Origin of the sequence: Aneurinibacillus sp. REN35 (assembly GCF_041379945.2) — a bacterium.
Taxonomy (GTDB): Bacteria; Bacillota; Bacilli; order Aneurinibacillales; family Aneurinibacillaceae; genus Aneurinibacillus.
On sequence record NZ_JBFTXJ020000002.1, the window covers coordinates 433,782 to 458,971 of the forward strand.

The 25,190-nt window shown below is 45.1% G+C and carries 30 protein-coding genes; 8 read left to right on the plus strand and 22 right to left on the minus strand.

Translation table 11 applies throughout. The features are described 5' to 3' along the window. Positions 1-86: 86 nt before the first annotated feature. On the minus strand, positions 87-695 hold the full coding sequence (locus AB3351_RS05505; protein ID WP_371146111.1) for a DedA family protein: 609 nt from the start codon (positions 693-695) through the stop codon (positions 87-89). A gap of 185 nt (positions 696-880) precedes the next feature. Here AB3351_RS05505 and AB3351_RS05510 point away from each other — a divergent pair, with 185 nt between their 5' ends. Continuing rightward, positions 881-1,954 carry a DUF6687 family protein gene (locus AB3351_RS05510; RefSeq protein WP_371146112.1) on the plus strand — a complete coding sequence of 358 codons (1,074 nt, stop codon included), beginning with the start codon at positions 881-883 and terminating at the stop codon, positions 1,952-1,954. Positions 1,955-2,009: 55 nt separating this feature from the next. Here the strand turns inward: AB3351_RS05510 and AB3351_RS05515 are convergent, their stop codons facing one another. From AB3351_RS05515 to AB3351_RS05535, 5 genes are all read right to left on the minus strand, one after another. Continuing rightward, complete coding sequence (locus tag AB3351_RS05515) at positions 2,010-3,593, minus strand: copper resistance CopC/CopD family protein (RefSeq protein ID WP_371146113.1); 1,584 nt, start codon at positions 3,591-3,593, stop codon at positions 2,010-2,012. Between the two features lie 210 nt (positions 3,594-3,803). Next, a complete protein-coding gene (locus AB3351_RS05520) occupies positions 3,804-4,415 on the minus strand; it encodes a class I SAM-dependent methyltransferase (protein WP_371146114.1) in 612 nt (203 codons plus the stop codon). Between the two features lie 169 nt (positions 4,416-4,584). Continuing rightward, positions 4,585-4,806, minus strand: a complete 222-nt coding sequence (locus AB3351_RS05525) for a hypothetical protein (RefSeq protein ID WP_371146115.1) — start codon at positions 4,804-4,806, stop codon at positions 4,585-4,587. Between the two features lie 153 nt (positions 4,807-4,959). After that, positions 4,960-5,613 (minus strand): MOSC domain-containing protein, encoded by a 654-nt coding sequence (locus AB3351_RS05530; protein ID WP_371146116.1) that lies wholly within the window; start codon positions 5,611-5,613, stop codon positions 4,960-4,962. A gap of 85 nt (positions 5,614-5,698) precedes the next feature. Then, entirely contained in the window at positions 5,699-6,535 is an 837-nt protein-coding gene (locus tag AB3351_RS05535; RefSeq protein WP_371146117.1) for an STAS domain-containing protein, read from the minus strand. Between the two features lie 243 nt (positions 6,536-6,778). Here AB3351_RS05535 and AB3351_RS05540 point away from each other — a divergent pair, with 243 nt between their 5' ends. Further along, a complete protein-coding gene (locus AB3351_RS05540; RefSeq protein ID WP_371146118.1) occupies positions 6,779-7,600 on the plus strand; it encodes a basic amino acid ABC transporter substrate-binding protein in 822 nt (273 codons plus the stop codon). A 51-nt stretch (positions 7,601-7,651) separates the two neighbouring features. Here AB3351_RS05540 and AB3351_RS05545 read toward each other — a convergent pair whose 3' ends face one another. Continuing rightward, positions 7,652-8,020 (minus strand): cell wall hydrolase, encoded by a 369-nt coding sequence (locus AB3351_RS05545; protein ID WP_371146274.1) that lies wholly within the window; start codon positions 8,018-8,020, stop codon positions 7,652-7,654. A 6-nt stretch (positions 8,021-8,026) separates the two neighbouring features. Next, the gene (locus tag AB3351_RS05550; protein ID WP_371146119.1) at positions 8,027-8,518 is read right to left on the minus strand and encodes a stalk domain-containing protein; all 492 of its coding nucleotides are present in this window, start codon (positions 8,516-8,518) and stop codon (positions 8,027-8,029) included. 187 nt (positions 8,519-8,705) lie between these two features. Here AB3351_RS05550 and AB3351_RS05555 point away from each other — a divergent pair, with 187 nt between their 5' ends. Further along, complete coding sequence (locus tag AB3351_RS05555) at positions 8,706-9,254, plus strand: hypothetical protein (RefSeq protein ID WP_371146120.1); 549 nt, start codon at positions 8,706-8,708, stop codon at positions 9,252-9,254. Positions 9,255-9,317: 63 nt separating this feature from the next. Here AB3351_RS05555 and AB3351_RS05560 read toward each other — a convergent pair whose 3' ends face one another. The 6 genes from AB3351_RS05560 to AB3351_RS05585 all read right to left on the minus strand — a co-directional run bounded on the left by AB3351_RS05560 (position 9,318) and on the right by AB3351_RS05585 (position 15,426). Beyond that, positions 9,318-10,730: a sensor histidine kinase gene (locus AB3351_RS05560; RefSeq protein WP_371146121.1), complete on the minus strand. Its 1,413-nt coding sequence runs from the start codon at positions 10,728-10,730 to the stop codon at positions 9,318-9,320. After that, on the minus strand, positions 10,727-11,416 hold the full coding sequence (locus tag AB3351_RS05565; protein ID WP_371146122.1) for a response regulator transcription factor: 690 nt from the start codon (positions 11,414-11,416) through the stop codon (positions 10,727-10,729). The genes AB3351_RS05560 and AB3351_RS05565 overlap by 4 nt, the downstream gene beginning before the upstream one ends. A gap of 17 nt (positions 11,417-11,433) precedes the next feature. Beyond that, a complete protein-coding gene (locus AB3351_RS05570) occupies positions 11,434-12,789 on the minus strand; it encodes an FG-GAP repeat domain-containing protein (protein ID WP_371146123.1) in 1,356 nt (451 codons plus the stop codon). Positions 12,790-12,977: 188 nt separating this feature from the next. Next, a complete protein-coding gene (locus tag AB3351_RS05575; protein WP_373270227.1) occupies positions 12,978-13,142 on the minus strand; it encodes a hypothetical protein in 165 nt (54 codons plus the stop codon). 488 nt (positions 13,143-13,630) lie between these two features. Next, on the minus strand, positions 13,631-13,777 hold the full coding sequence (locus AB3351_RS05580; RefSeq protein ID WP_371146125.1) for a YrzI family small protein: 147 nt from the start codon (positions 13,775-13,777) through the stop codon (positions 13,631-13,633). A gap of 437 nt (positions 13,778-14,214) precedes the next feature. Next, positions 14,215-15,426 carry an alanyl-tRNA editing protein gene (locus tag AB3351_RS05585; RefSeq protein ID WP_371146126.1) on the minus strand — a complete coding sequence of 404 codons (1,212 nt, stop codon included), beginning with the start codon at positions 15,424-15,426 and terminating at the stop codon, positions 14,215-14,217. Between the two features lie 67 nt (positions 15,427-15,493). Here AB3351_RS05585 and AB3351_RS05590 point away from each other — a divergent pair, with 67 nt between their 5' ends. Further along, on the plus strand, positions 15,494-16,009 hold the full coding sequence (locus tag AB3351_RS05590; protein ID WP_371146275.1) for a mismatch-specific DNA-glycosylase: 516 nt from the start codon (positions 15,494-15,496) through the stop codon (positions 16,007-16,009). 2 nt (positions 16,010-16,011) lie between these two features. On the opposite strand, the gene AB3351_RS05595 is transcribed toward AB3351_RS05590, so the two are convergent. The 3 genes from AB3351_RS05595 to AB3351_RS05605 all read right to left on the minus strand — a co-directional run bounded on the left by AB3351_RS05595 (position 16,012) and on the right by AB3351_RS05605 (position 18,118). Next, positions 16,012-16,710, minus strand: coding sequence for a PspA/IM30 family protein (locus tag AB3351_RS05595; protein ID WP_371146127.1), 699 nt, complete (start codon positions 16,708-16,710; stop codon positions 16,012-16,014). Between the two features lie 25 nt (positions 16,711-16,735). After that, the gene (locus AB3351_RS05600) at positions 16,736-17,014 is read right to left on the minus strand and encodes a hypothetical protein (protein WP_371146128.1); all 279 of its coding nucleotides are present in this window, start codon (positions 17,012-17,014) and stop codon (positions 16,736-16,738) included. A 231-nt stretch (positions 17,015-17,245) separates the two neighbouring features. Then, positions 17,246-18,118: an alpha/beta fold hydrolase gene (locus tag AB3351_RS05605; protein ID WP_371146129.1), complete on the minus strand. Its 873-nt coding sequence runs from the start codon at positions 18,116-18,118 to the stop codon at positions 17,246-17,248. Positions 18,119-18,241: 123 nt separating this feature from the next. Here AB3351_RS05605 and AB3351_RS05610 point away from each other — a divergent pair, with 123 nt between their 5' ends. Then, entirely contained in the window at positions 18,242-18,499 is a 258-nt protein-coding gene (locus AB3351_RS05610) for a hypothetical protein (protein WP_371146130.1), read from the plus strand. 51 nt (positions 18,500-18,550) lie between these two features. Here the strand turns inward: AB3351_RS05610 and AB3351_RS05615 are convergent, their stop codons facing one another. Genes AB3351_RS05615 through AB3351_RS05625 form a run of 3 tightly spaced genes read right to left on the minus strand, consistent with a single transcriptional unit; the run spans position 18,551 to position 20,018 of the window. Next, the gene (locus tag AB3351_RS05615) at positions 18,551-18,916 is read right to left on the minus strand and encodes a DUF3885 domain-containing protein (protein ID WP_371146131.1); all 366 of its coding nucleotides are present in this window, start codon (positions 18,914-18,916) and stop codon (positions 18,551-18,553) included. Continuing rightward, positions 18,873-19,223: a DUF3885 domain-containing protein gene (locus AB3351_RS05620; protein ID WP_371146132.1), complete on the minus strand. Its 351-nt coding sequence runs from the start codon at positions 19,221-19,223 to the stop codon at positions 18,873-18,875. The genes AB3351_RS05615 and AB3351_RS05620 overlap by 44 nt, the downstream gene beginning before the upstream one ends. A gap of 57 nt (positions 19,224-19,280) precedes the next feature. Continuing rightward, complete coding sequence (locus tag AB3351_RS05625; protein ID WP_371146133.1) at positions 19,281-20,018, minus strand: IclR family transcriptional regulator; 738 nt, start codon at positions 20,016-20,018, stop codon at positions 19,281-19,283. A 167-nt stretch (positions 20,019-20,185) separates the two neighbouring features. Here AB3351_RS05625 and AB3351_RS05630 point away from each other — a divergent pair, with 167 nt between their 5' ends. From AB3351_RS05630 to AB3351_RS05640, 3 genes are all read left to right on the plus strand, one after another. After that, entirely contained in the window at positions 20,186-20,689 is a 504-nt protein-coding gene (locus tag AB3351_RS05630) for an ureidoglycolate lyase (protein ID WP_371146134.1), read from the plus strand. Positions 20,690-20,701: 12 nt separating this feature from the next. Beyond that, entirely contained in the window at positions 20,702-21,634 is a 933-nt protein-coding gene (locus tag AB3351_RS05635; protein WP_371146135.1) for a polysaccharide deacetylase family protein, read from the plus strand. Positions 21,635-21,750: 116 nt separating this feature from the next. Continuing rightward, positions 21,751-23,163 carry a sodium:solute symporter family protein gene (locus AB3351_RS05640; RefSeq protein ID WP_371146136.1) on the plus strand — a complete coding sequence of 471 codons (1,413 nt, stop codon included), beginning with the start codon at positions 21,751-21,753 and terminating at the stop codon, positions 23,161-23,163. Positions 23,164-23,270: 107 nt separating this feature from the next. On the opposite strand, the gene AB3351_RS05645 is transcribed toward AB3351_RS05640, so the two are convergent. Both AB3351_RS05645 and AB3351_RS05650 read right to left on the minus strand, forming a co-directional pair. After that, positions 23,271-24,545, minus strand: coding sequence for an acyl-CoA thioesterase/bile acid-CoA:amino acid N-acyltransferase family protein (locus AB3351_RS05645; protein ID WP_371146137.1), 1,275 nt, complete (start codon positions 24,543-24,545; stop codon positions 23,271-23,273). Between the two features lie 4 nt (positions 24,546-24,549). Then, positions 24,550-25,110 (minus strand): MarR family winged helix-turn-helix transcriptional regulator, encoded by a 561-nt coding sequence (locus AB3351_RS05650; protein ID WP_371146138.1) that lies wholly within the window; start codon positions 25,108-25,110, stop codon positions 24,550-24,552. Positions 25,111-25,190: the final 80 nt, after the last annotated feature.

Genomic DNA, 25,190 nt, shown 5'->3' on the forward strand with positions numbered 1-25,190 from the left:
CTTATTAGGGAATGTACTCCTTTATTACCCATTTTTACCTTTTGAAAAACAAATCTTCCCTATTCATTGGTGTTGTATGCTATCTCTCATGTATTAGATGAATTTGCACGGCGTCGAACTTTTATCAGCACAACAATTAATACGATCAAACAAAGAGCTGCCGTAAGAATATGCGGCTTATAGTGGTGCAGATAATACTCGACAATCGTCCATTTTGCTCCCAGCTTCCAGCCCAGCGTAATGAAGATGAATACCCAAAAGAGGCCGCCAGGGTACGCATATAGCGCAAATTTACGAAACGATAGTCTAGACATGCCTGCTAGATATGGAGTTAAATGGCGCGCCCCTGGAATGAAGTAACCGATTACAAGGAGGAAGGCGCCAAATCTGCGAAAGAGCCGCTGGGTATAGCGGATTTTTCGTTTGGTTATACCGAATTTCGGGCCGAACTTTCTGAGGAACGGAAGGCCAAGTCTTCTTCCCAGCGTATAGTTGATTGTCATGCCGACCATGGAACCGAAGCATGCACAGGAAAAGGCAAGTCCATACTTCATACTTCCTTTTGCAACAGTATATCCGACGAACATCATTAAGATTTCATCCGGGATCGGCAGACCAACGATCCCACCGATCATTGCCACCACGATTCCGATATAACCGTAGTGACCAAGTAACTCACTGAGTTGTTGTTCCATACCATCCCCGCTTTTCTCACCGTAACGACTATCTATATTACATTCTCAACCATAAGAGTACCATAAGGAACAGGCCAAAATCCAACTTTTTAGCTAAAATCCCTTCCTTTTACAAATGTAACGATATCCTTACATTGACGGGTCATGCCACAAGACGTATCGTAGAAGGAAAAAGGAGAATACCAATGATCTCCAACTTCTATATTCTTGGCAGTACAGCAAAAAGACCGGCAAGTCAGCGTACAATCTTTACGGATGGAGCCCCTGATGCTACGTTTCGTCCGGGTGTGGACATGGAGCTGAGCCATTGGATTCCAAACGATACACCTACCCAATATAAGGCTGATACATCGACAGAAATTTGTATGCGCTTTGCTGAAAGCAATACTTCAAAGGGCTGGGATCTTGCGATTAACAACCATTTGGATGTAGATGGCGTTTTGGCAGTGTTCACGCTAGTTCACAGTCAGATTGCCTTGACCCACCGTCAGACGGTGATTCAGGCGGCGGAGATAGGCGATTTTTCGGGTTGGGGCGAAGAATCTGCACAGATTTTATTTCAGGGATTAACGATCTTAATGAATGATCTGAAAGCGAGCGGAGAGGATACGCAGCGTATTTATGAGGCGTGCTTTATACGTGCTCAGGAACTGCTCGCAGGAAAAGAGATCGAGGAGCCGCGTATTCAGGCTGGGCTTCGAGCGCTTCATGATTCGATCAACCGGATCGCGTCGGGGTGTATTGAGCGGCAGGAGTTGCACAGCCGTTTCGTTCATTACCATATTCCGGCCGATTTGACAGTGGTATCTCTTGCAAAGACAGTCGAGGTACCTGCGTTCAATGCGGAAGTGCAGGACAATATGTGGCTGCATCCCCAGGCACGCAATCGACTTGATCGTGAGAAAGTTCATCTCGTATCAGCGCAGGTACAAGAAGGATGGTATTACGACGTCTGGTATCCAGGCTATATGTGGGCTGATACTCCGAATTCATGGCGTGCTCCTGGCTTTGCCTTTAACGGCAGTACGAATGGATATCGCTATGCATATGCGCCGCTTGAAGATGCGGTACGTACCCTGCAAGCAGAGGAAACAGCGGATGGTATCTGGACGTTGGCACAGGAGCTATCGCCTTTTTCTAGTGTTGCGGGCCGGAATTTTCCCATTGTCCTCTCCTTTCTTACTAGCAAGAATGAGCCTGTCGCCAGCAAGCTTGCACCGGATCGGGTAGCATCTGTTCTTGCGGCGGCTTTTGCATAAATGATTACATAGAAGAAGCCCCAGAAATCACTTCCAGGGCTTCTCTTTTGTTAGGCTACTTCGAAGTAGTTGTAGTTTGCGGTGGAAATGTAAAGATGAACTGTCGGCCATCGTGTGCAATGGCTTCTACTTGAATTGTCGTTTCATCTAAGGCGCGCATCTGATCACCAGATACGAGATACCGTCCTTCATCGAGTGTAAAGGCGCGGTTTACTACATTGTATTCCGGCGGCTTGATAAATCGTACATAGACATCCTTCCATGCCGGTGCATGATCAAAGCGGATGTTGACGTCGTTAAAACCAGCAATGAACGGTGATACGGCAATATGGGCTGTAACCCCCTGCTGCGTCGCTTCCATCGGTGCCTTGTTCGTAGCAGATGTAAGCGGGATAAAGTTAATCAAAGCCGCAGCGACCAATAAGATGATCGAGCCCAGCCACACTTCCCATTTCGTACGCCGTGCAAACCAGCTTGTCCCTTTTTCTTTTCGTTGCTTTAGATAACGCATCTGCAAATATCCGAGTACCACAACAAGGAGGGTAAGCCCTGCTTTTACAAGCACAGAAGCGCCCCAGATGCTGTTGATGAAATCATTCCATGAAGGTGCATAATCGATGGTCATAGCGATACCTGTGAGAATAATTACACCCATACTGATCAATGCCCAGCGCGAGAATATGCTTCCCTTCTCCTTGAACCATTCCTGCCTGCCTTCTTTTGGAGCAAGCACCAGCATTGCAAACAGACCGCCGAACCATATGGACAGCGCCAGCAGATGGAAGGTATCTAAAATGATGCCGAGTGATCCGCCGTATTCGGCTGAATAGGAGTGTCCGACCAAAGCGTTAAGTGCCAGCGCGCCTCCTAAGAACGGCAGTGTCCATCGTGTAAATGTAATGGCAAAGATCAGCGTGAAGATAAAGGATTGTACTAAGGGTACCCAACCGATACGCAGCCCGGCAAGCTCTGCAAGCGAGATCTCCGGCAGTGCTGCTTTTCGTACAAAGAACAGCGCAATCGTAGCAGCCGCTGTTAGAAAATAAATCGGAATTTGCCAATACTGCCAGCGCTTATGGATATCTTTGCGCCATGCGATGGATTGGACGAAGAGCGTGCCGCCGAATGATACAGCCATGCCAAAGAATGCAATCCAGTTTGGCAGCGTCTCCATACTTAACTCGTTAAGAAAGCCGGCTCCCCCGCTCTTTGGCGGCGGAGACAGTGTCTGAACAGCAAAGTAAATCTGGCCTGTCAACTTGGTATCAAAGGATGCCTCTTCGGGCTTGGCCACCCACTCTACACCGTATGTTCCCGGAAGAAGATCACGGACCGGAGTCAGAATAATTTGGCGCCGATCATTCGGATTGACTTTAATTTTTCCGTTACTGTATTCCTTGTTCCGGTTATCAAAAATAGAGGCATACTCAATTTCAAGCGGTTCTTTAAAGGTGAGCCGTATTTCCTTTGGTGAAGCGGACAGCAGCGCTCCATCCTTTGGCGTTGATTCAGTCAGCACGCTTGATTGTGCATTTGCAAGAGCGGTGGCTGAGGTCGGGGAGAAGGCGAATGCCACAGCACTTACTACAAGCAAGCAAATGAATAATACCGTACGAATCTGTTTTTTTACTGCAACCATAACTCTCTCCTTACCTACACAGTTGTTTCTATGTACGTTCAATTAAACAATATAACGACATTGTTTATGCCACTTACTAGTATAAAGTGAAATTGTGTGCAATATGTGTGGAATTTTCGAAGTCCTTCTGACAAATTTGCGAACAAACAAAAAGAGCCGGACTGGCTCTTTTCTGTGATGAGGGACATCGCGTTATTCCTAGATGATTTTTTATGGAGCGCTGCCGATGACGCATACCGAATTCACAGGCGACATTTCGCGGATATTCATAGTAATATTCGTATACCCAGCCTGCTCAAGATAGCGGACAAACGTATGTCCTTCTGTCTCTGCGGTCTCGTCGGTTGCTCCTTCGTCGTGTGATTGAAGCACAATGGCGATTTTTCCTCCGGGCTTGAGGTATTCGCGCAGCTCTGCTACTCGTTCGGCTGGCTGTTCCCATAAAGGTAGTGAGTTAATCGTCAAAATTTTATCAAACGGCTGGCGATAATCCGGCAGGTTCTTCACATCCGCAGTAGTAAGTGCCACCCTTCCTTCTTCGATCGCGTCTTCGTTTCGCTTCTTTGCTTGATCAAGCATTGTGTCAGATACATCGACACCTGCAACGAATCCCTCTTCTGCAATTTTGCTCATCTTCTTAATGGCAATACCCGGTCCAAAACCGATCTCAAGTATGCGGTCATCTTCTTCGATATGTAAAAGCGAGATCGCCCAGTCGTTTAATTCCTTATTTTCAAAGGCCATGATCATACCTGCAACGTTACCGAGCACTCCTTCTGGTCGTTCAAATTGTTTAAACCACGTTTCTAAAATATTGGCCATGTGTATGCTCGCTCCTTCGCTTATATGATATCTCTTTTTGCAATGCTGCTATTTTCTTATTATGCCTTTTTCCTGATTTTGAAACATAAAAAACAAAATGCGCTGACAGCGTAACGGCTGGCAGCGCAAGAAAGCACAGACTTGTGTATAGTATAGTTCAATGCAACGCTTATGATAGATGATTGACTACATCCCGGTAGGTAATCTCGATGTCACCCCAAAGAGAAGCGTTTTCCTTGATATCTATGTCAAGTTCTTCATAGATTTCAAGCAGCATGCTGCACAACTGATACTTACGATGGCGGTCCGTCTCGCCTTTGATATGCAAAAGCAGACGCTTCGCTTCCTCGCGCATCAGATGATGAAAATCTTCACCCATCGGTATCTCCATATTATCCACTCCTGTTTTTCTTCTTTTTCTCTAAAAAGTACATACACAAAACTGAATTGACAAAAAACAGACAATCTTCTTGTTTTTCATTGTACTACTATAAAGAAGAAAAAGTAAATACTGTTATATAACTGTATGTGCCTTTTCGAAAAATCAGTAGGGTTTTAGTGCTTCTAACTGCTTCTCAAAGCCAGCTCGCCAGCTAGCTGATAATTCACGTACAGCAAGTAGGGTTTGCAGTGCCTGCACATTGCTTATATCATGATACTTACACTGGTTGGCAAAGGTGACGGATACACCGGCCGGATGCCGCTCGATAAGATGGAGAGGTGAATCCGGCGCTACCCATCCCTCCTTAAGCACCCGAAAATAAAAACCGGTATAGCCTGTGCGCTGAATACGCAGGGTAAAATCCGGTACATTATACCGAGCCGCTACTTTAAAACACGGTCTGCGCGGTTGGCTGATTTGTATGAAGGCCTCGCCGAAGCAAAAGATATCGCCAATACACACCTCATCTTCAGACAGCCCCTTCGTTGTTAAATTCTCGCCAAAAGCCCCATAGGAGAGCGTTTGACCAATATCTTTCTCCCAGTATGAATAGTGTTCATGCGGATAGGCACACAGCGCTTTGTCCACGCCTCCATGATGAACAAGGTCCGCTTGCCCATCTCCGTCCAAATTCAGCGTAGACAGATAGATACGTCCTTGAACTGGGTCTTTGTGGATACCTGTTTCAATTTCACGCCCCTGATACGTTTGTGTTTTGGGTTTTCCAATATTGAGTGCTATAAGTCCACTTGACATCGTACTCTTCCCCCTTTTTATGTTAACTAGATAGGAAAATACCGCGAATTCATTGAATGCGCGGTATTTGGCTGCTCCTCTTATTTTAGTCGTCGTTTGCGTTATATGTAAATCCGATAGACGACAGTGCCTGCTGTAGATTGGCATATGTATCGGTTTTGCCGAAGTCGATGCCAAGGCTGACCACGGTTTGCGCGATTTCCGGTCGAATGCCGCTGATCTTTGCATCAACACCGAGCAGTCTGAGCGCATTAATAATTTGGAAAATCTGCTGCGCTACAATGGTATCGATAATGGGTACCCCGGACAGATCAAGAATAAAATGGTGCAGTCGTAAATCGGCACTTCGTTTTAACGCCTCTTCCATCAATAATTTGGCACGGTGCGTGTCGATATTACCAACGATAGGCAGCACCGCGACCCCCTGGGCTACCGGTACGACAGGAACCGATAATTCAAGCAGGGCAACCTGTGATTTTTTCATTTGCTCGTCATGATAACGGACGAATGGAAGGCTGAAGCTGTAAACCACCTTATTCATGATAGCATCGAGACGGGAAATGATACTATAGAATTCACGAAGCGATACGTTCATGCGCTCAGCTTCTTCTCGAATGACTTCACCAATTTCACTTCGGTACTGAGGTACTTCATCTAGCATGGAATCGAGGGTAGTCCCAAGCATTGCGCAAGCAGTTCCGGTCTCTTCTCCCCATTCCATGAGGCGGGTCGTGCGTTCTTCTTCTGCCATGGACATGGCCTCGCCGTACAGTTGTACAAGATCAACTCGAAAATCATTGAGCTGATCGGCTAATGGAAGCAGGTTAGGGTATTTTGCGTTTTGTTTTTCTGTGATTTTTGCTGCAAGCTCGTATCGCTTGGCTACGATTTTTTCACTGATTGTCTCTAGAGTCTTATTCATCAATATCTCCTCTCGCTCCTTGGAAAATCATCCATTTTTCGGGCAGACGGACGACCCCTCTGCAGAAAAAGCAAGAAGGGGTGCGCAGATAATAAAAGTATTCTCCTTTATCATTGTACCTATTATGCGTTTGAAAAAAAAGATAAACTCATTCAGTTCTTTTGTTTCCTGGATTGCCAAGAGGTTTTATTTTTTATATAATTTTCTTAATTTTAAAAAACAAAACAATCTAAGGGGGTTCACATGAACCGAATTAAACATGCAGGGATATTATTTCTTATTATTATCATGGGCTTGCTTGCATCCGCTTGCGGCTCCAAATCTGAGCAGCAGGCAAGTGCGCCGGCGGCTAAAAGCGAAGGACAAGCAGCGCCTGCTGAGCAAAAAACGTATACTGTTGTCATGCATGCCGAGTTTCCGCCGTTTGAGTATTTAGATCCGAGCGGAAAACCTGTTGGCTTTGAAGTGGATCTAATTAACGAGATGGCCAAAGAAATGGGCTGGAAGCTTGATATTAAGAATACAAGCTGGGATGGTGTATTCGAAGAAATCGGCAGCGGGAAGGCACAACTTTCCATCTCAGGTATTACAATCAAGCCGGATCGTGAGAAGCTGTACTTGTTCTCTGAGCCATATTTCCAGGCAAAGCAGCTTATTCTTGTACCGGAAGGCTCCCCAATCAAGAGCCTGCAGGATATTAAAGGACATAAGGTGGGTGTTATGACATCCACTACCGGAGCATTGATCGTGCAAGAACTTCTGGGCAAAACCAACAAAGACATTCTACAGTACGATGAGATGCCGAGCATGGTAGAAGACTTATACAACAAACGGGTTGATGTAGTCGTTGCGGATAACGCTTTCCTAATGGAACATATGAAGAAGAATCCAAAGCCAGGTTACGTAACGATTGATGATCCAAGCATTCCAAAAGAGAATTACGGCATTATGGCCAACAAAAAAGATACAGAGCTGATGAAGCAGGTGAATGAGGCCTTCAAAAAGGTAAAGGACAGCGGCAAGTATGATGAGATTTACAAGCAGTATTTTGGTGATATGAAGTAAGTAAAGCACCCCGGCTAGAACGATTAGAGCCGGGGATTTTTGTGTGCTTCTCTATTTAGAAAAGATGTGGCTGCCAATTTTGGCTGATGTCGTATGGGAACGTACCCATTGATTGTCTGTCTTATCCGGGTTGTAGAAGATGAGCGCGGCACGGCTCGGATCATTGCCGCGCAAGGCCTCCTGTACGGCTGCGATCGTATCTTTAGACGGTTGTACCTGATAGATGCGCTTATCTAGCACCGGAGAGTACTGGTAGTAGCTTTTACCGTTATATGTATCCACCTGGAAGATGACACCCTTAAGCGTGTTCGGCCACTCCGGACTTTTTACACGATTTAGAACGGAGGCTGCGACAGCAACTTTACCATTATACGGCTCTCCCCCCGCTTCCGCTTCGGTCAGCTTATACAGCCAAGCAATCTCGTCCTAGCTATACGAATGTGTTGTTGTTTTTATTGATGCAGCCGCAGCCGGTTTCGTGCTTGCCTGCTTGGTGGAAAGAGATAGAGTAGCCGGTGTATTTCCTGCTAGCTGTATGCCTAGCTTCTCAGCAGCATACCGCAGCGGTACATAGGTTCCGTCTTCTCGGTCCGTTGTCGTTGTTTTTATGAATTCACGCTTCCATACTCCGCTTTGCTTTGTGTAGATGTCCACATAGTTTTTCCCGGATGGAAGCCCGATGATCATATCGCCTTTGCTAAGTGTGACGGCGTGATAGTCCTTGTTCCAGCCGACCGCAATACCCATGTTTTGAAAGAAGACGGCAGGTACCATCATGGAGTCATGTTGTAGAAAGTATTCCGTATGTATTTTTTGTCCGTTGACTGGGATGGCCGAGGAAGCTGCCTCGGATGCGCCTGCTCCCATGGTTCCTGCAAGCAAGGCAGCAAGTATGGCTGTGATCGTTCTTTTCTTCATAATGTTCCCTCCTTTGCCATTGCCCCCCCATTGTAACCAGAGAAGAGAGCGAACTTCTATCTGTAATATGTGGAAGCGGTGTAAGGATAGGGAAGTGAAGTGTTTTGTGAGTTGCCGCCACAAAGGTTCTATGCTAGTGTAAAAAAGGTTGTGTAGGTGTTTTGCGACATGGGAGTGATGAAACCGGATGAGTGAAGCGGTACGAAAATGGAATGACAAATGGAGAAGATATGTGGAGCAGATCAAAGACAAGCGGGCAGCGCAGCTCTCAGACCGCAGCTTTGATTTTCTTTGCACCCTTGAATTCTTGGATGCATTTGTACGTCCGTCTGCGAAGCTTTCGATGGAATTTCTTATCCGCTGGCGTGGAACTGATTATTGTTTTGTCTATGAGGATAGCGTCGGCTCCGATTCATGGAAGGTAGACAGTCGATTGGGTACGCGTTCATACCGCCAATCGATCACTGATTTTTTCGGCAGCTACAGTGAGGCAATTGTTGTACGCAAATGCTTCGAACAATTCGGTATGGAAACGATGGCCCGCGATATTCAAACGTACAAGGATACTGAGTTTGAGAGGGTGTTTGATGAACGCTTCACCGGGATGCGTATTACAGGGACGAAACATAGCGCAGGTGAAGTGTATTTTGTATTGGAAGACGGTGAAGAGCTTCCGGTTACTCCATTTTATGAAGCGTCTAGGAAGACATATCAACATCGCAGTACTAAAGAATAATATAGCAAAAAGCCAGCCGCATCATGCAGCTGGCTTTTACTTTTCAGACTATTAATCGATCGATTAATAGTCTGAAAATGAATCAGAACTTGGGAGAAGTAAGGTGACTACTGTACCTGCTCCTACCTTGCTTGCAACAAGCAATTGACCGCGGTGGCCGCGAATGATTTCCTTACTGACGGCAAGTCCGATCCCGCTTCCTGATAATCTGCTTTTTCCTTTATAGAACTTCTCGGTTACTCGTTGTATATCCTCCGGGGAGATTCCCTCGCCGCTGTCCGCGATATCAATTCGATAAAACATACCGTCTGGCTGTAGAGAAAGGCGAATCCATCCAGTAGGCGGGGTAAACTTAAGCGCATTATCAAGCAAATTCACCAATACCTGCTTCAGACGATTTGGATCGCCCAACAGTCTATGCTCCCCTTCGGCAATGCTGGTCTGCAGGCAGATGCCTTTTTCCTTGGCACGAACCTCAAATTGAACATCCACTTCAAGAAGCAGCGCTCGAAGATCAATCTGTTTTCGATCCAGCTTGATCTTCTCGGAATGCAGCTTGGAGAAATCTAATAAATCCTCCACAAGCAGAATCAATCGGTCGGTTTCTTTTAGAATGACCCGCAGTCCCATCTCGGTTTCTTCCCGGTCATTAGGGTCCCCGGAAAGCAGGGTCTCAGCCCATCCCTTAACGGAGGTTAGCGGCGTGCGCAACTCGTGGGAGACGGAAGAGATAAAGTCGTTTTTTAGCTGCTCCGTCTTTCGAATCTCATCAGCCATATGCTCCATCGTATGCGCCAGTGTGCCGATTTCATCAGAGGAAGCAGCATGAACCGGGTGTGTATAGTCTCCTCTTGCGAACGCATCGGCCGCCCGCGTAAGCGTCTGAATGGGGGCGATGATTTTTTTTGCGACAGCCATGCTCACTAACAGAGAAAATGCAATAACAAGCATGCCTAATAAGAATGCCCATCCAATAATATTATTGACATGATCATCGATTTTTTCCAGTGATACGGTATAGCGGACAACGCCGACAATATGGTCTTGGAAGCGAAGCGGCTGTGAGATGGCAAGCAACCGCTCGGTGTTCCCGCCTTCTTCTCCCTCCCACTTACCTGTCTGTCCTCCGAGCGCTCTCTGAACATCCGGCGTGTTGATGATACGTTCAGACGGGAAGCCGTATGAGTCACTGATTACCCGGTGTCTCCAATCGAGAACTTCCACACGGGCGATCTCATCCGGGGGAAGATTTTCGATAATTAGCCCGGCTGTTTCAGAGAGGCGTGCTCCGCCGTAATACTTGTTGAAAAACTGTGTCGAAATCGCGGAACGATTCGTCAGGAACTGAACGGTGCTCGCATAGTAGTACTCCCGTAATGCTAAGAGGAATGCACCTTCTAGCAGCACGACAACCAGCACGATAATCATGCCAAAAGAGAGCATCAGCTTCTTTTTGATCCCTTGTTTCTCACTCATTGTCCGTGTTTCTTCCAACGGTATCCATATCCCCATATCGTCTCAATATGGGCCGGTTCCGATGGATCGTTCTCCAGCTTTTGGCGCAATCTGCGAATGTTTACATCGACGATTTTCAGATCACCAATGTAGAACTTTCCCCACACATGATTTAAAATATCATCCCGGCTTACCGCTTGGTTTTCATTTTTCATGAAAAACGACATCAGATCGAATTCCTTTGGTGTTAATTCGATTTCTTTTTGCTCCTTCAACAGCTTGCGTTCCTTGCGGAAAAGCCGGAACGGCCCGGAGGATAATATGATTGATTCCTCAAAATCGCTTGGCAGCCTTCGCAGCAGCGATTTAATTCGAGCCATTAGCTCCATCGTACGAAACGGCTTGCAGATGTAATCATCCGCCCCAGCTTCAAGCCCTGTCACAATATCTTCTTCCTGGGTTTTGGCCGTCAGCATAATAATACCGATCTTCGGATATTTTTTCCGTAAAACCCGGCAGACTTCCACACCATTTATACCCGGCAGCATAACATCAAGCAGAGCAACGGTAATCTCCGGCGTACATTCTATCTTCTCAAGCGCCTCTTCTCCTGTTGCGGCTTCTACGACATCAAATCCTTGACGTTTTACATTAACACGGATAAAGCTGCGGATGGATTCTTCATCTTCAAGTATTAAAACCTTCATAATCTTCCCTTCCATCATTAATCAAAATGAAACAATTCAAAATAGGAGGTAATGTTTTGCTTGGTCAGACGTATACTTTCCGGCTCTGGGGTCGGATGAATGCGTCCCTTGGGAAAGGTAGCCACAAAAACATGCCGGTGGTCCTCCGCAACTACAGTATAGTCTTCCTCTTGGTATTTGAGTGTCTCCTCTTCTTTTGTCCATTGTGCGAGTTTGTATGGACGGATTGTCAGCCATTCCCCAGTTATTTTTCCCGTCGCATCCACATAGTAGAAGGTAGAAATTAATCCTGCTCCTTCTGTCTTCGTTTGCTTCACTGTATAACGCTCATGCCATAGTTCGGGAATGTGGAAGCGATAGCCGCTCTCGATATCTGTATAACTTTGATGTACCGCCACCAAACCGCTCTTACCGTCCCAGCGGTACCATCCGTCAATCCAGGGAACATCAATCAGGGGCATGTCTTCACTGCCCGGCGGCTCTTGCTGAATGCCAATTTCGATGATGCCATCCCCATTGATATCTTTGCTGTAAAGCGAGTGCGGCTTATAGGTCTGTGCCGTCTCATCTTCGGGTGTCGCGACCACATTATGCAAACGATTATTTTGCAAAACAAGCAGCGCTGTATATGAAGAATGTGCGCCGATACCCATATCAACGAATACCCCCTTTTGTCCTTGGGCGGCATTTCCGATGAGTACCTGTTCGTAGCCGTTCATCGCACCGTTCATTGCTAGTTGATCAATAAGATGCAGACGCTGATTTTTTATCGTATAGACCTGGGCTTTCGCTTTTCCCTTTTCTTGATCATGTGTAAGGGCAACGATCTCCGGCTGCGGGTCATCATTAAGATTGCCAATGGCGACTTCCGTATAAGTGAGCATATCAATTCGCTTTATTTCTTTATTTTTGAATTGATAGATGGAGAGTGTATTCCAGTAAGACGATTCATCTACACCGACAAGCAGTTCAGGGCGCTCGTTGCCATCAAGGTCCTGTATCGCCGCATAGGTGATGGCTGTTCCCTGAAATGCCAGGCTCGATGCTTTCTTCCATGTTCCGGATTCGTTTACCATGATCAGCATACCTACTTCAGATGTCTGCTGTTTTTGATAGAAGGCGATGGCTTCCTGTATCCCGTCTCCGTCCAGATCGACAAGATTGATTGCGCTCGTCCGCTCCGATTGCACCGGTAGCGTTAGCGCCGCATCGTCGGGAAGTGTATGTATAATGGCTGCACGGGCTTTTTGCTGCGCTTCGTCAAGCCGTGGTGCCGTAAGCAGGTCAATGGGAGAGGAAGCTGCCTCACACCCGGACAGGGCAAGGCTTAAGGCGAACATCAATAGAAGGGTTCGCACCTTTTTGTTCATCATCAGTGTCCTTTCCTCTAGTATGGAAATTTATTATACGTTATGCCGGATGCAAAATCGTATCAAATTGGTTACAGAGTTTACTCTACTTAATTCGCGCAAAAAAGTAAAAGGCAAAGGGATGGACAATTGTCCATTTTCCTTTGCCTTTTGGTAGTTGGTTCATTCATTACATTGCAGCAGAAGTATCTTTATTTATCGAAGTAATTTTGTGGTTCCACATTATCTTTGATGTCGATAAACAGATGACCGTCCTCTTTTAACTGGGTTGCCTTCTCTTCTGCCTCTTGTCTGGATTCGAACATTTGGGAATGTTTTTGGCTATCTTCTTTTGTTGTCCAATATAATGCGTACATGTTCATCACCTCGTTATATCCTTTCCCTTTCTGTACATACATTGAAACGTTACGAGATGCGTTTTTCCTTTTGCAGTGCGGCCATCGCATATAAAAGCAGGTAGCGTTCCTTAGGGGTTAGGCGCAGCCAGTCTTTTGCTTTGTATATCATCGTATCGCCTCCTTGCTTTAGCATCTTTATATGAAATCAGATGATTTTATTGTAAATACTTGTAGTATGTTTTTACCTCATACATTTTGCATGGAACCAGATTTCGGAAAGAGAGACTGCCGCAAATTCTTACTTCAATCCACAAAACTTTCTCTCTTTTGCGCTGTACAGGCATATAGGTAGCATGTTTTTTAGATATTTACGTCTGAATTTGCCGAGAAAAGAAGAAATTTTTTTAAAAAAATAAAAAAAGCGCAGCGATATGCCGCGCCATAGTCTGTCGACTCCTATGAAGTCGACAGCTAGCTACTTTCGTTCTCTTTTTATAAAAATTCAATTACGGAAGGAATCTAGTGTATTCGTCCCGCTTTTCCTGCATATTTTTCATCATGCGGGAAACGTGCGCGTCCTTTGCCAGTTCCGCACGGCTTTTTGTGCGTTTGGCAAAAGTAACGGTAAAGAAAATCATATTAATCGTTACCATCCCGGTATCCTCCTTTATTAATTGTAAATGGTCGCAATTCCTTCATGTGTGGCCCTTCTCCTGTAACAGCCAAGCCAGCAATACATTTTCTCGCAACATATAACATACCCCCTTCTTCGTGTATAAAAATATATAAAAAATGCCGCAAGCCTATACAGGGCCTGCGGCACATGCGCAAAAAAGAGCGCAAAAAAGCCGCAGACGTCCGTACAAGACCCGCGGCATCCTTTATCCATGAAGTGTGAAACAGTCTCTGAAGAACTAGATCAGAAACCGGCGAGGTCGAAGAAGAGTATGCAGTTGGCAAAACGTACCGGATTTTGTGAAGCCTACCGTCTGTTGAGTGATGCATTGAACTGCCAACATAATTCTTCGCCTCCTTTTCAAATTAATTACAATATTCATTATACATAGTCAACCAAAAGATGTAAAGGGCGTTACCATATTTTTTCAGTGCCTAATTCAATGAGATGAGCCAGCACCTCTTCCGCGCTGCGCTCTGTCTGCCCGCCGCCCTGCGCCATTTTTGGATTGCCGCCACCTTTTCCGTTGATATAAGGCAGAGCGGCTTTGGTTAGCTCGTTCGCTGAAATGAGCGGATGGTCTCCACGAGCGCAGATGAACTGTACACGTTCTCCTTTAGTCGCTACAAGCAGAACCAGAGAACTTGCTTCCTGCTCGGTGATCAACCGGGCCAGCTTTTGCATCTCCTGTATTGTACGACCGGACAGTACGTTTGCTACAAGTTGGATGCTGCCTTTCTGTGCAGCTTGCTCAAGTAATGTCTTTGCTTCCACTGCCAAAAGTTGTTCTCTCATGTCGCGTAAAGCGCGTTCATTTTCTTTCTGACTGGCTAGTATTCGTTCTGCCTGCTTTGATAAATTCTCTTCTGCACTGCTAAGAAGGCGGCTTAGCTCACGGAGAATCAAGTGCTTTTCTTTGCACGCGCGTACGGTGCGGGCTCCACAGATGAACGTAAGCCGGATCTGTCCCTTATAGCGTTCCCAGCCAAGAATAATAATCGGACCTACTTCTCCGGTACGTGTTGGATGCGTGCCGCCGCAAGGGCTGTAATCGAAATTCTCTACTGTAACAATACGGATGTTCTCTGTCACAGATGGCCGTTTGCGCAGTGGAAGCGCCTCTAGCTCTTGCGGTTCAACAAAGTGGGCCGTAATGTTCCGGTTCTCAAATACGATCTGGTTCGCGCGTTCTTCTGCTTGGTCTGCGGCCCCCTGTGTTAGTTCATCAATTGCCAGATCAATGGTGACGCTCTCCTGCCCCATATGAAATCCAATTGTCGCAGCCGCAAACAGCTCCTCAAACGCGGCAGAGAGAATGTGCTGTCCGGTATGCTGCTGCATATGATCAAATCTGCGTGTCCAATCAATCGTACCGGTAATGTCGGATGGTGTATCCGGCAGTTGGTTTGCCAGATAGTGCCGTACCTCTCCTTCGACTTCTTCCACATCGGTCACCGCTACATCTCCTAGAAGCCCCGTGTCGCACGGTTGTCCGCCACCCGTTGGATAAAAGGCGGTCTGGTTCAGCACCGCGTACCATCGCCCGTCGCTATCTTGGGCTTGATGAAGGATGCGTGCGGTAAATTGCTTTATGTATGGATCGTTGTAGTATAATAGATATTCCATGAAATCTCCCTTCCCCTGCGGAAAATATAGGATGCTACAGTCATCATAGCACAAGGAGGAAACCATGATACAGCCGATCCCTGACCATCTGCGTGAAAATCTGGACGTATTGTTCGTTGGCTTCAATCCAAGCCTTCGTTCTGGAGAGATGGGACATCACTATGCCAATCCGAACAACCGCTTCTGGACCATATTATATGAAGCCGGATTTACCCCACGCAAATACACACCTGAAGAAGACCGTGACCTGCTTGCGCTTGGCTACGGATTTACGAATATTGTGGCTCGCCCGACACGCGGAGCGGAAGATATTACGAAGGAAGAATATCGCCAAGGACGGGATATTCTAAAGGAGAAGATCAGACGCCTGAGACCACGGGCCGTGTGTTTTGTCGGAAAAGGAGTATACCAGGAATACAGCGGGCGGCGCAATGTATCCTGGGGGATGCAGCCAAACCCGGTGATTCCTGGTATCGTAGAGTTTGTTGCTCCTTCTTCAAGTGGACTGGTTCGAATGAAGCTTGCTGAGATTGTAGCGATCTTTAGCGAGCTTAAGGAATGGGTGGAGAAGGAGAAACGATAGAATTATGGAGTTGTCTGTTCTTGTGGCTGTACCTCAGTACTCTTTGTATGAGCGGCACGCAGACGAGCCAGTTCCGCTTCTACACTCGGATCATCTAGATTACTCCGTGGCGCAGAATGGGGTGCGTAGGCGAAGCGAAGCGTGCGGCTCGCTTCCGCGTCTGCTTCCATATGCATAATTTTCTCTTCCATCCGTGCAAATCCGTGTGCTGCGCTTTTCGTATCGATTGAATGCAGTGCCGTATGCATGCTTTGGCTTGTTTTGGCAACGCGGGCTCTAGAGAGAAGCGCTTCTTTTTTGCTGCGCATTTCATAGAATTTATCCTTGAGTTCTTGAAGCTGTTCGCGCAGCTCTATCGTGCGCTGGCGTGAGGAAGAGAGAAGCTGTTCATATGTTTCCTTGCGTGCGGTGCACTGCTGCTTATCAGCTACTGCTTGACGAGCGATGGTCTCCTCCCCTTCTGCGATGGCAAGTTCGGCTTGACGCTCACGCTTGGCGATTCGCTGCTCCGTTTCCCCAATCAGCATCTCCCAATTCTTCTCCTGTGCCACTTGTCTGGCAATCGCCACTTCCGCTTGGGCGATTTCTGCCTCCATATCCCGCATATATTGATTAAGCATTGCCGCCGGATTTTCCACTTGATCAAGTGTCTGGTGGATAGCGGCTGTGGTGATGGTTTCGATTCGTTTGAAAATACTCATGTCATTTCCTCCTTGATTTTTGTATTTATTTTTTGTTGTGCAGCTGTTTTTCCCATTCATCAAGCGCGTCGAAATTCGATACCGGATGATGTGGGGCTGTGGATGGATAGGTATTCGTATCGCTATGTTCCCACCATCGCCCGCCCCCGTTTTGCTTTAGCATTTTCCAGCCCTTCGCTACCAGGATGCCGCCGATAATAAGCGGGATTAAAAAGTCGAGGTGCAGTGTCCCCATCAGGATCAATCCGCCGATTCCAAGAAAGATCCAGCCGCGCCGTTTACGGCGATTGCATGTGTGCTCCATATCGTTTCTTCCTTTCTTGTGTTCGTTTGATGTGTGCTGCGTGATTTCCTTTACACGTCTAATGTTACCGTGATGACGTGTTTGCTAAAACTTGCTTCGGATTGATTTTGTCTCCTACGCGCGGCGGAGAAGAGACTCGGCCTGTGGCGAGAGCGTGCCTCCGTCTCTATAACAAAACTGCGCCGCCGGACTCGTATCCAGCAGCGCAGTTTTGTTTAGATATTCAATAGATCAGCCTGGTAATCCGGCCTCATCAACTTCTTCATCGATCCACGCAATGAGACGAGAATCGAAAGCTGCAGCTTCCTCCAGCATCGGATTGTGTCCGCTATGCTCAAACACGATTTTTCTTACATGCTCATAGCTTTCGTCAATAGAATCCCACAGGGAGGCAGGTCCGATTAAATAATCATACCTTCCCAAAGCGATGAACACGGGCTTATTGATATCTGATAACGACTGAATCATGTTACACTGGCCGAAAGCATCGCCCCATAAATAATCGATGACAGGCATATTGGTATACACACCCTCCCACAAGGAAGCCGCATCGAAGGTATAATCGTAAAAGCTGTGCGCTCCCATCCGAATGCACATATGCGCAAAGCGTCTTTTCGGATCTTTTTCGATGTCGCCAGCCAGAAGAGCGATATCTTGTTCAAACGTTTTCTTCCGTTCCGGGCTTGCTGTTTGGTCAAAAAAAGCGATGCTTTGTTTTTGTCTTTCTTGGCTGTTTGTAGGCGCTGTATTGAATAAGGCGACTTTCTGCACATGTTCCGGATATTTCCTGGCATATTCAAAAGCCAGAAACGCGTTTCCGGAATGTCCCGCCATGACAAAATCCTCTATAGCCAGTGCTTCTCTTATCGCTTCAATATCATCAAGAATTCGATCCAATGTATAATCCGCTGGCTTTGCCTCCGGCGGTGACTGCACATGCCCTTTGTGGTCAATAAAGATAAGCTGCATATGGTTTCGCAGCTCTTCAGAAAATAACCTAGGATAATACATTGCACTGCCGACGACCAGCATGGGCTTTCCCTGCCCTTCGATTTGATACGCCAGCGTAAAGCCGTCCCTTGTTATGGACCCATGGTCTTTCACCACGATGTTCCTCCTTCTGCCGTCATATTTTTCATCTGTTTTATGCTTGCTTTGCTTTATCATACCAAGCCAGTCTATTTTGAAAAAGAAAAATATGGTACCATTGATACAGGAGGGGGACATATGAAAATAGCAAATCTACATATATTTATTGTAAAAGTTCTGCTTACGCTTGGTTTAGCCTACTACTCCTTAATTAATTTTTTATATCCGCTGGACGATCTTACCATGCCCTCTAACTGGTTGATACCTCGCAACTGGCTGCTGCCCTTCTTGCTGCTTGCGTTTATTTTGATGCTTATACAGGATGCATATAGATTTCAAAAAGATGCGAGTTGGAATCAACGATTCAGATGGAAAAAAAGAAACAAGTCAGCGTAAATAAAAGGACAGTACATGGTTTATACAAATCCTATGTACTGTCCTTTCTTATTATCTAAAACGCTGCTCGATCTCTTCTCGGTCATATTCAGCAAGCCAAGCATTGTATGTCTCATATATCGGACGTATGATGTCTTTATTGTTTGCGATGACTTCACACCCTCTATCATCATAAATAAAGAAAATCACATGTTTCGTAGCGTTAATGAAAAATACATCAGGATAGTATACGAAGTGTTTGTGACCCAGCTTAGGTTTTAACGGGAAATCCTCGTTACAAGTTGCTTTAATAAGTAGAGGGTATTGAATATTTTGTTTGCGGCATTGTAGCGAAAACCGAGAAGTATAGCATTGATCAGCTTTCTCTTCCTCATCAAACACATACGACAGAAGTTCCTGTTTTACTTGAAATTTCATGTCTTTGTTTTTTTATGTAGCGACTATAGACCTTTATTTTTTTGTTCCTGCTGTTATAGGCTGTGTGCTGATAAACATTGGTAACGAGGAAGATTTGGTCTTGTTCATGAAAAATATCATTAAAAATAGATAATGCCTGGCTATATACTCGTTTGAATCTATCGAAGTTAAGGTCATTCGTTCCCCTTTTTAATTGATATATTCCATCTCCTAGCTCGAAATGAATGCCTATATCCCATTGACGATACAGGCTGGGTTTTAAAATAAGCCCAGGAAAAGTAGTTGTAAGATATTCTGTTAGCTCCATAAACCCTCTCCTACCTTTTCGTCAGATGTTATACCTCCCCACCCAAATTGAAAGCTTCTATATAGTTTCTAGAAGCCTTTCAATCTCTTCAGCTGCTCTTTTTGCAGCGGTAACCATCTTAGGAAGCTGTACATAATTTAACCGAGATAAAGGTCCCGAAATAGTGAGGGCCGCCACAATATTTTTATCTGGTCCAAAAATGGGTGCTGCAATTCCGCGAGCATCAGGATCTACTTCTTCGCTAGTCACAGCATAACCTTGCGCTCGAATTAGCTGCAGCTCTTCTTCCAATGTTTCTACATCAAAGGTAGCAGAAATTTTATCGAGAACAACTTGACGGTGCTCTTTTCTTAAATAAGCAAGGATTATTTTGGATGGCGCTCCCCTATGCAGAGGTCTCTCTTGGCCGGTAGTATAGGAAAGTCGAAGCTGCTGCGGACTTTCCACATGTTCGATTACACTTACCTTTGTACCCGCAACAGCGGTTAGTGCGACCGTTTCTTTGGTTTCTTTGGCGAGTGCTCGCATAACTGGCAGCGCGAGTTCAGTTAAATCAGCACGTGGTCGTATAAGTCGTGCAAGATCGGCTGTAAGCCACCCTGGTCGGTAACGACCCTGTCCAATTGATTCTAGTAAACCTTTTTGTTTTAGGATTTGAACAAAACGATAGGTAGTACTGCGTGGGATTCCTAGCTTTTTAACGATCTCATTTATTGTAAGTGAAGGATTGTCCTCATCAAAAAGAAGAAGAACGTCAAGACCGCGATCTATTGTTTGATTTTGACTAGACTTCATTTGCATCATCTCCTCTTTAGTCCCGCCTAATGGGATTATTCATTATGTAATTAAATATTAGATTAAATAATTCTCATATTATAAGAATCTAAATTTGTTTTGTTTCTAATTATATTTTTATAATTGTTTTAATTGCAAGACTTTTATAAGGAGGTGAATGATACAGCATGAAAGATAAAGAAATTATAGCGCAGCATCTGTCCTCAGCGTCCTTTAAACCATATGGAGATGTCATCGAGCCAAAGGGAGCATATAAGGAAATTAACGATGGAATGAGCAAGAAATGGAATCACATGATTGATCCGTATACTTTCATAGAAGGGAATCAGGGCATTAACCTTGGTGTATTAAGATCTCAGCCTGTTCATCCTGTAGTCTCGAAAATGGAGCGTCACTTCTTTACGTCACAAATCTTTATCCCTATGGGCGGCAAACGTTTTCTGGTCATTGTTGCTCCATCTACCGACGAATCGCCAGATATTGAACAAGTAGAAGCCTTTATAAGCGATGGCAAGCAAGGGGTTTGCTTTTATCCTCGGACATGGCATTGCCCTCTTATTCCCTTGGAAGGTGTGATAGAGTTTGTATCTATTATGAAAAACAGCGAAGTACCAGACGTTGAAATCGTGTCTTTTCCAGATGATGAACAGATGACGGTGAAAATAGGATAGGAGGAAATAGGAATGCGAAAACAGTTAATTGATTTAGATATCCCGGGACCAAAAAGAGATTATATTGGATATGGCCGAAACATACCGAAAGTAACCTGGCCGAATAACGCTCAGGTCGTAGTTAATTTTGTAATCTCCTATGAAGAAGGATCAGAGCATATGAAGCCTTTAGGTGATGATGAAAATGAGGGAATGGTTGAGATTCCAAGCAGCATGGCTCCAAGTGAGCGTGATTTGGCAGTTGAATCTATGTATGAATACGGAAGCAGAGTTGGAATCTGGCGACTTCAGCGTATTTTTGACCAGTTAAAGGCACCAGCTACCCTCTTCCCGGCTGCGGTCGCTTTGGAACGCAATCCTGAAGTTGCTGCATGGATAAAGGAATCTAATCATGATATCTGTGCTCATGGATGGAGATGGGAGAAGGCATGGAGATTGACTCGTGAAGAGGAAAAGCAGCGGATACAATGGGCAGTTGAGTCCATTGAAAGGACTTGCGGCATTCGTCCGGTTGGTTGGTATTGTCGTTATGGTCCATCCGTACATACACGGGAGCTGCTTATTGAACAGGGAGGCTTTGTGTATGATGCTGATGCTTATAATGATGAGCTTCCATATTTTGTTCGAGTGAAGGACAAAGAACATTTGGTTGTTCCGTATTCTCAAACAATAAACGATGGTAAATTTGTCAGACCGCAAGGATACAGCAGCCCAAAAGATTTTTATGAGGCGTTAAAAACCAACCTTGATTTTCTTTGGGAAGAAGGAAAAACGCATCCGCGCATGATGTCGGTTGGCTTGCATCCCCGCTTAATCGGCCACCCATTACGAGCGTCCGCTTTAAAGGATTTCATTGAGTACGCACAACAAAAAAAGAACGTATGGATTGCACGAAGAATAGATATCGCCAATTGGTGGCTTACACATCATCAGACGTTTAACTAAATACTTTGAAAGAAACACGCATGGCGGCTCCAAGGCCGCCTTTATCCTCAATTCCTTGGTCAATATTCATGCATTTACTTGATGATGCTAGTAATAAGTGTGTAGGAGGAATAAAAATGAGCTCTGTATTTATTGTAGTGATAGTGATGCTTTTGGTATTGATTGGGACTAGCTTGTTCTCATTCTATATTGGAAGAAAAAATAAAGGCGCTGACCATTGGTATGTTGGCGGACGTTCATTACCTCTTTATGTTGTAATAGGAACACAATTTGCTACCCTTATGGGCGGCGGCGTGCTAGTGGCTCACGTAGGTATTGGCTTCACGGCAGGATGGTCCGCGACAACGTATGGATTGATTTCAGCCATTGGAATTATACCTTTTGCAATTATGGCTAAATGGTTGCGGAATGAAAATTTCTCCACCTTACCTGAAGTAATCAAAAGGTTGTACGGTGATAACAAGCTTCTATCAAGCCTCACCATTCTTATGACGATTGTCATTCCTTTTGGATGGCTATGCAGTCAACTTGTAGCGTTTGGCAACTTATTTTCCCTTATTACAGGTGTATCCCCCTCCGTGTTGATCATTATATTTGCCATCATTAGCTTGGCTTTCGTTCTACCTGCCGGTATGACGTCTGTAGCTTGGACTGATTTCATCTTTGGCTGCGGGATGGCAGTTATTGCCGTATTAACTGCGGTATTTGCTCTCGATCTATCGGGGGGATGGGAACAAGTGAAGGCCACTATTCCTACAGAAATGTCGAGTTTCCCTCAAGGGATGGGGGCAATTGGAACGTTGACAATTGTGTTTTGGTTATTTGCGATATTACCGGGGAATTTAACAAATCAGCAAGTGTACCAGAGAGTTTTTTCTGCAAATAACGCCAAAAACGCGAGAATCGCCATTCTTGTTTCCGCTATATTATATTTGTTTGCGCTCGTCTGGGCATCGATCATGGGGATGACCATTCGCTCTATGAATCCTACTCTTGAAAATCCCGAGATGGCTACAGGGTGGTTTTTGACACAAGTCCCAACTTGGTTTCTTACCCTGTTTGCGGCCTTTATCGTTACTACAATTATGTCTACTGTCAGCAGTGCAGTTCAATCTGTCGTTGTTAATTTAACCAAAGATATTTATCAGAGCTATATGAATCCGGATATTAATGATAACGACTTATTGAAAATATCTAGACTGACGACTGTAGCCATTCTTTTTGTTGGGGTTATTCTAGCTATCTTTTTTAAACAAGCACTAGCATGGCTTGTGGTAACTTTTTCTTACTCTGTTTCTACTCTGCTTGTACCTATTATAGTAGGCTTTGCTTTGAAGAATACTCAATTATTGAATCATCAGGGAGCGATCGGGAGTATGGTTATGGGGATAATTTGTGCCGCATCCGCACAAATCATCGGAACAAGTATTCCTTATGTAACTTTTGGAATAGTAGGCTCACTTATTGGGCTGTTTGTTTTTAGCTTTATCTTTAAAAGTAATAGAACTTCCCACGCCATGGAAAATTAATGAACATCCATCTTGATGATGAATATGCAGCAGAAGAGGGAACGGCAGCTATATGCGCTCTTTCCCTCTTATACGGTTTCCAAACCATTATAATCGCGTGCCTTATATTACTTCATAAAAAACGCTATCGTTTTCTGCCAGGAATCTGATTGCCCATACGCATTCCCTTCTAATGTACCTCCACACGTAAAGGTGCCGGACCCCATTTTTATGTTCAGTGTTTCACGTAGAGGGATAACATATGGGATGGGTAAGGAATGCCCTAAATCTTTATACGCTAAAAGAGTGTAGTCATGTTTATATTGGTGTCTTTCTAAAGTTTGGATGATTTCAACGCATGCATCGTGCGTATTCCACACCTGATCTTCACACCCTGCAATCAATAATAAATCTGCCTGGGCGTTCTCTATTTTTATTCGTGCCGCTTCTTTATTTTTGGCGACTTCCACGCTCTTCTTATAGGTGGTAGCAAATCCAAAAGGTATATTCTGTTCTATGCAGCTGCGCTGATGCTCATAAAAAATGGTATTATCGACCGGGATAAACGGCAATGACTTTCCTTTATATGACCATGATGAAACATTGTTGCCGCTCATCAGGCCGTCTAACGCCTGAAAACAATACGCATGGGGGGAAGAGGCTGCTACTTTAGAAATGACAGGATAGCGTGAAGCCAAAAGCAAGGCCAGCTCTCCCCCTTTGGATGTGCCGTGTACATAGATTTCATTATCACGTGTTAATGGATTGTTTGTAAGCCAGGAAAACACCTTTTCAAAATATTCAAGAGGAATTTCTTCGAGCTTTTTTGGTAACCCTTCCTCATTAAAATAGCCAACGGTTACAACAGTAAAGCCCCGAGACGCCAGCGGCCCTGCCAGAAGCGAAAGGCCGCTTCGTTCACCATCAGAGCCGCCCAATAGGATAATGGTTTTATCATTCGTATTATCGGTGTAAAACAGTTCGCCTCTAAATTCATCGGTAATCTGCTGTCGTTTTACGTTGGGCAGCTTGAACATCCGCTCTATTCTTACATGCTCACGTTCTTCTCCGCATTCGCAGACGATGTCGATATATACATTCTTATCGATGGAGATTGCATGAGCAATGCTCCCTCCCCCGCTTCTGACCTTTTGTAAAGAAGAAATCAACCCCATACCATCTATATATTCATACGTTCCAGCATCCGGTTTTTGTTTGGATACATCAACAGTACCGTTTGCATCGGCAGTAAACCAGGCAAATGATTCATACGTTTCACTTGCTACCCATGGAAAATGCATGGATGCAGTGATTTTCAGTTTTTCCCCTGGCAAAAGTTCTGTGATATACATATTGATCTTTTCATCAATAAGCGCAGCGCTTGGTGCTATCTGTACCTTCATCGTATTAAACCCCCGTTCTTCGCGACACAAAATGAGCCAAAGCACGAGTTTGCGCCTCTTGAAACCCTTCCAGCTCCTCAAATTTGTAATTGACATCTTCTTCAAAGCCAACCTGCTCTTCATCGTTAGTGCCGTAGAGTTTCTTTAATAAGCTCCACAATGTTTCCAGTTGTTCAGCTGTAAAATCACTGAAGATATCTGCCATGAAGCATACGGCCTTCTCCCCGCATTCCAGCATCACTTCTTTTCCTGATTCTGTGATGGTAACATTAATGGCACGTTTATCTCGTTTGCTTGGCTTCGTAACGAGGTATCCTTTATTCTCCAGGTTAAGCAGCAGCTTTTTTGCGCTTTGTTTACTCGTCTCTAACTTTCTTGCAATATTAATTAGTGTGGTTTCATCCTCTGGCAAATGAGCGATCGCCAGCATAATAAGATACTGTCGTGATGTTAACTTCTCCAAATATTTATCGCCCTGTGCTTGCAGTTTATTTGTAATGGAGAAAAAAGTAGCGTACGTCTGCTGCATTACATATAACTCTCTAAGCGCTTTAGAATGCTCCATGTAAACCCCTCTCTTATAATCGTCAACATGGTGACTATATCTACAGTACCAGCTGTTTTCATAATCGTCAACATGGTGAC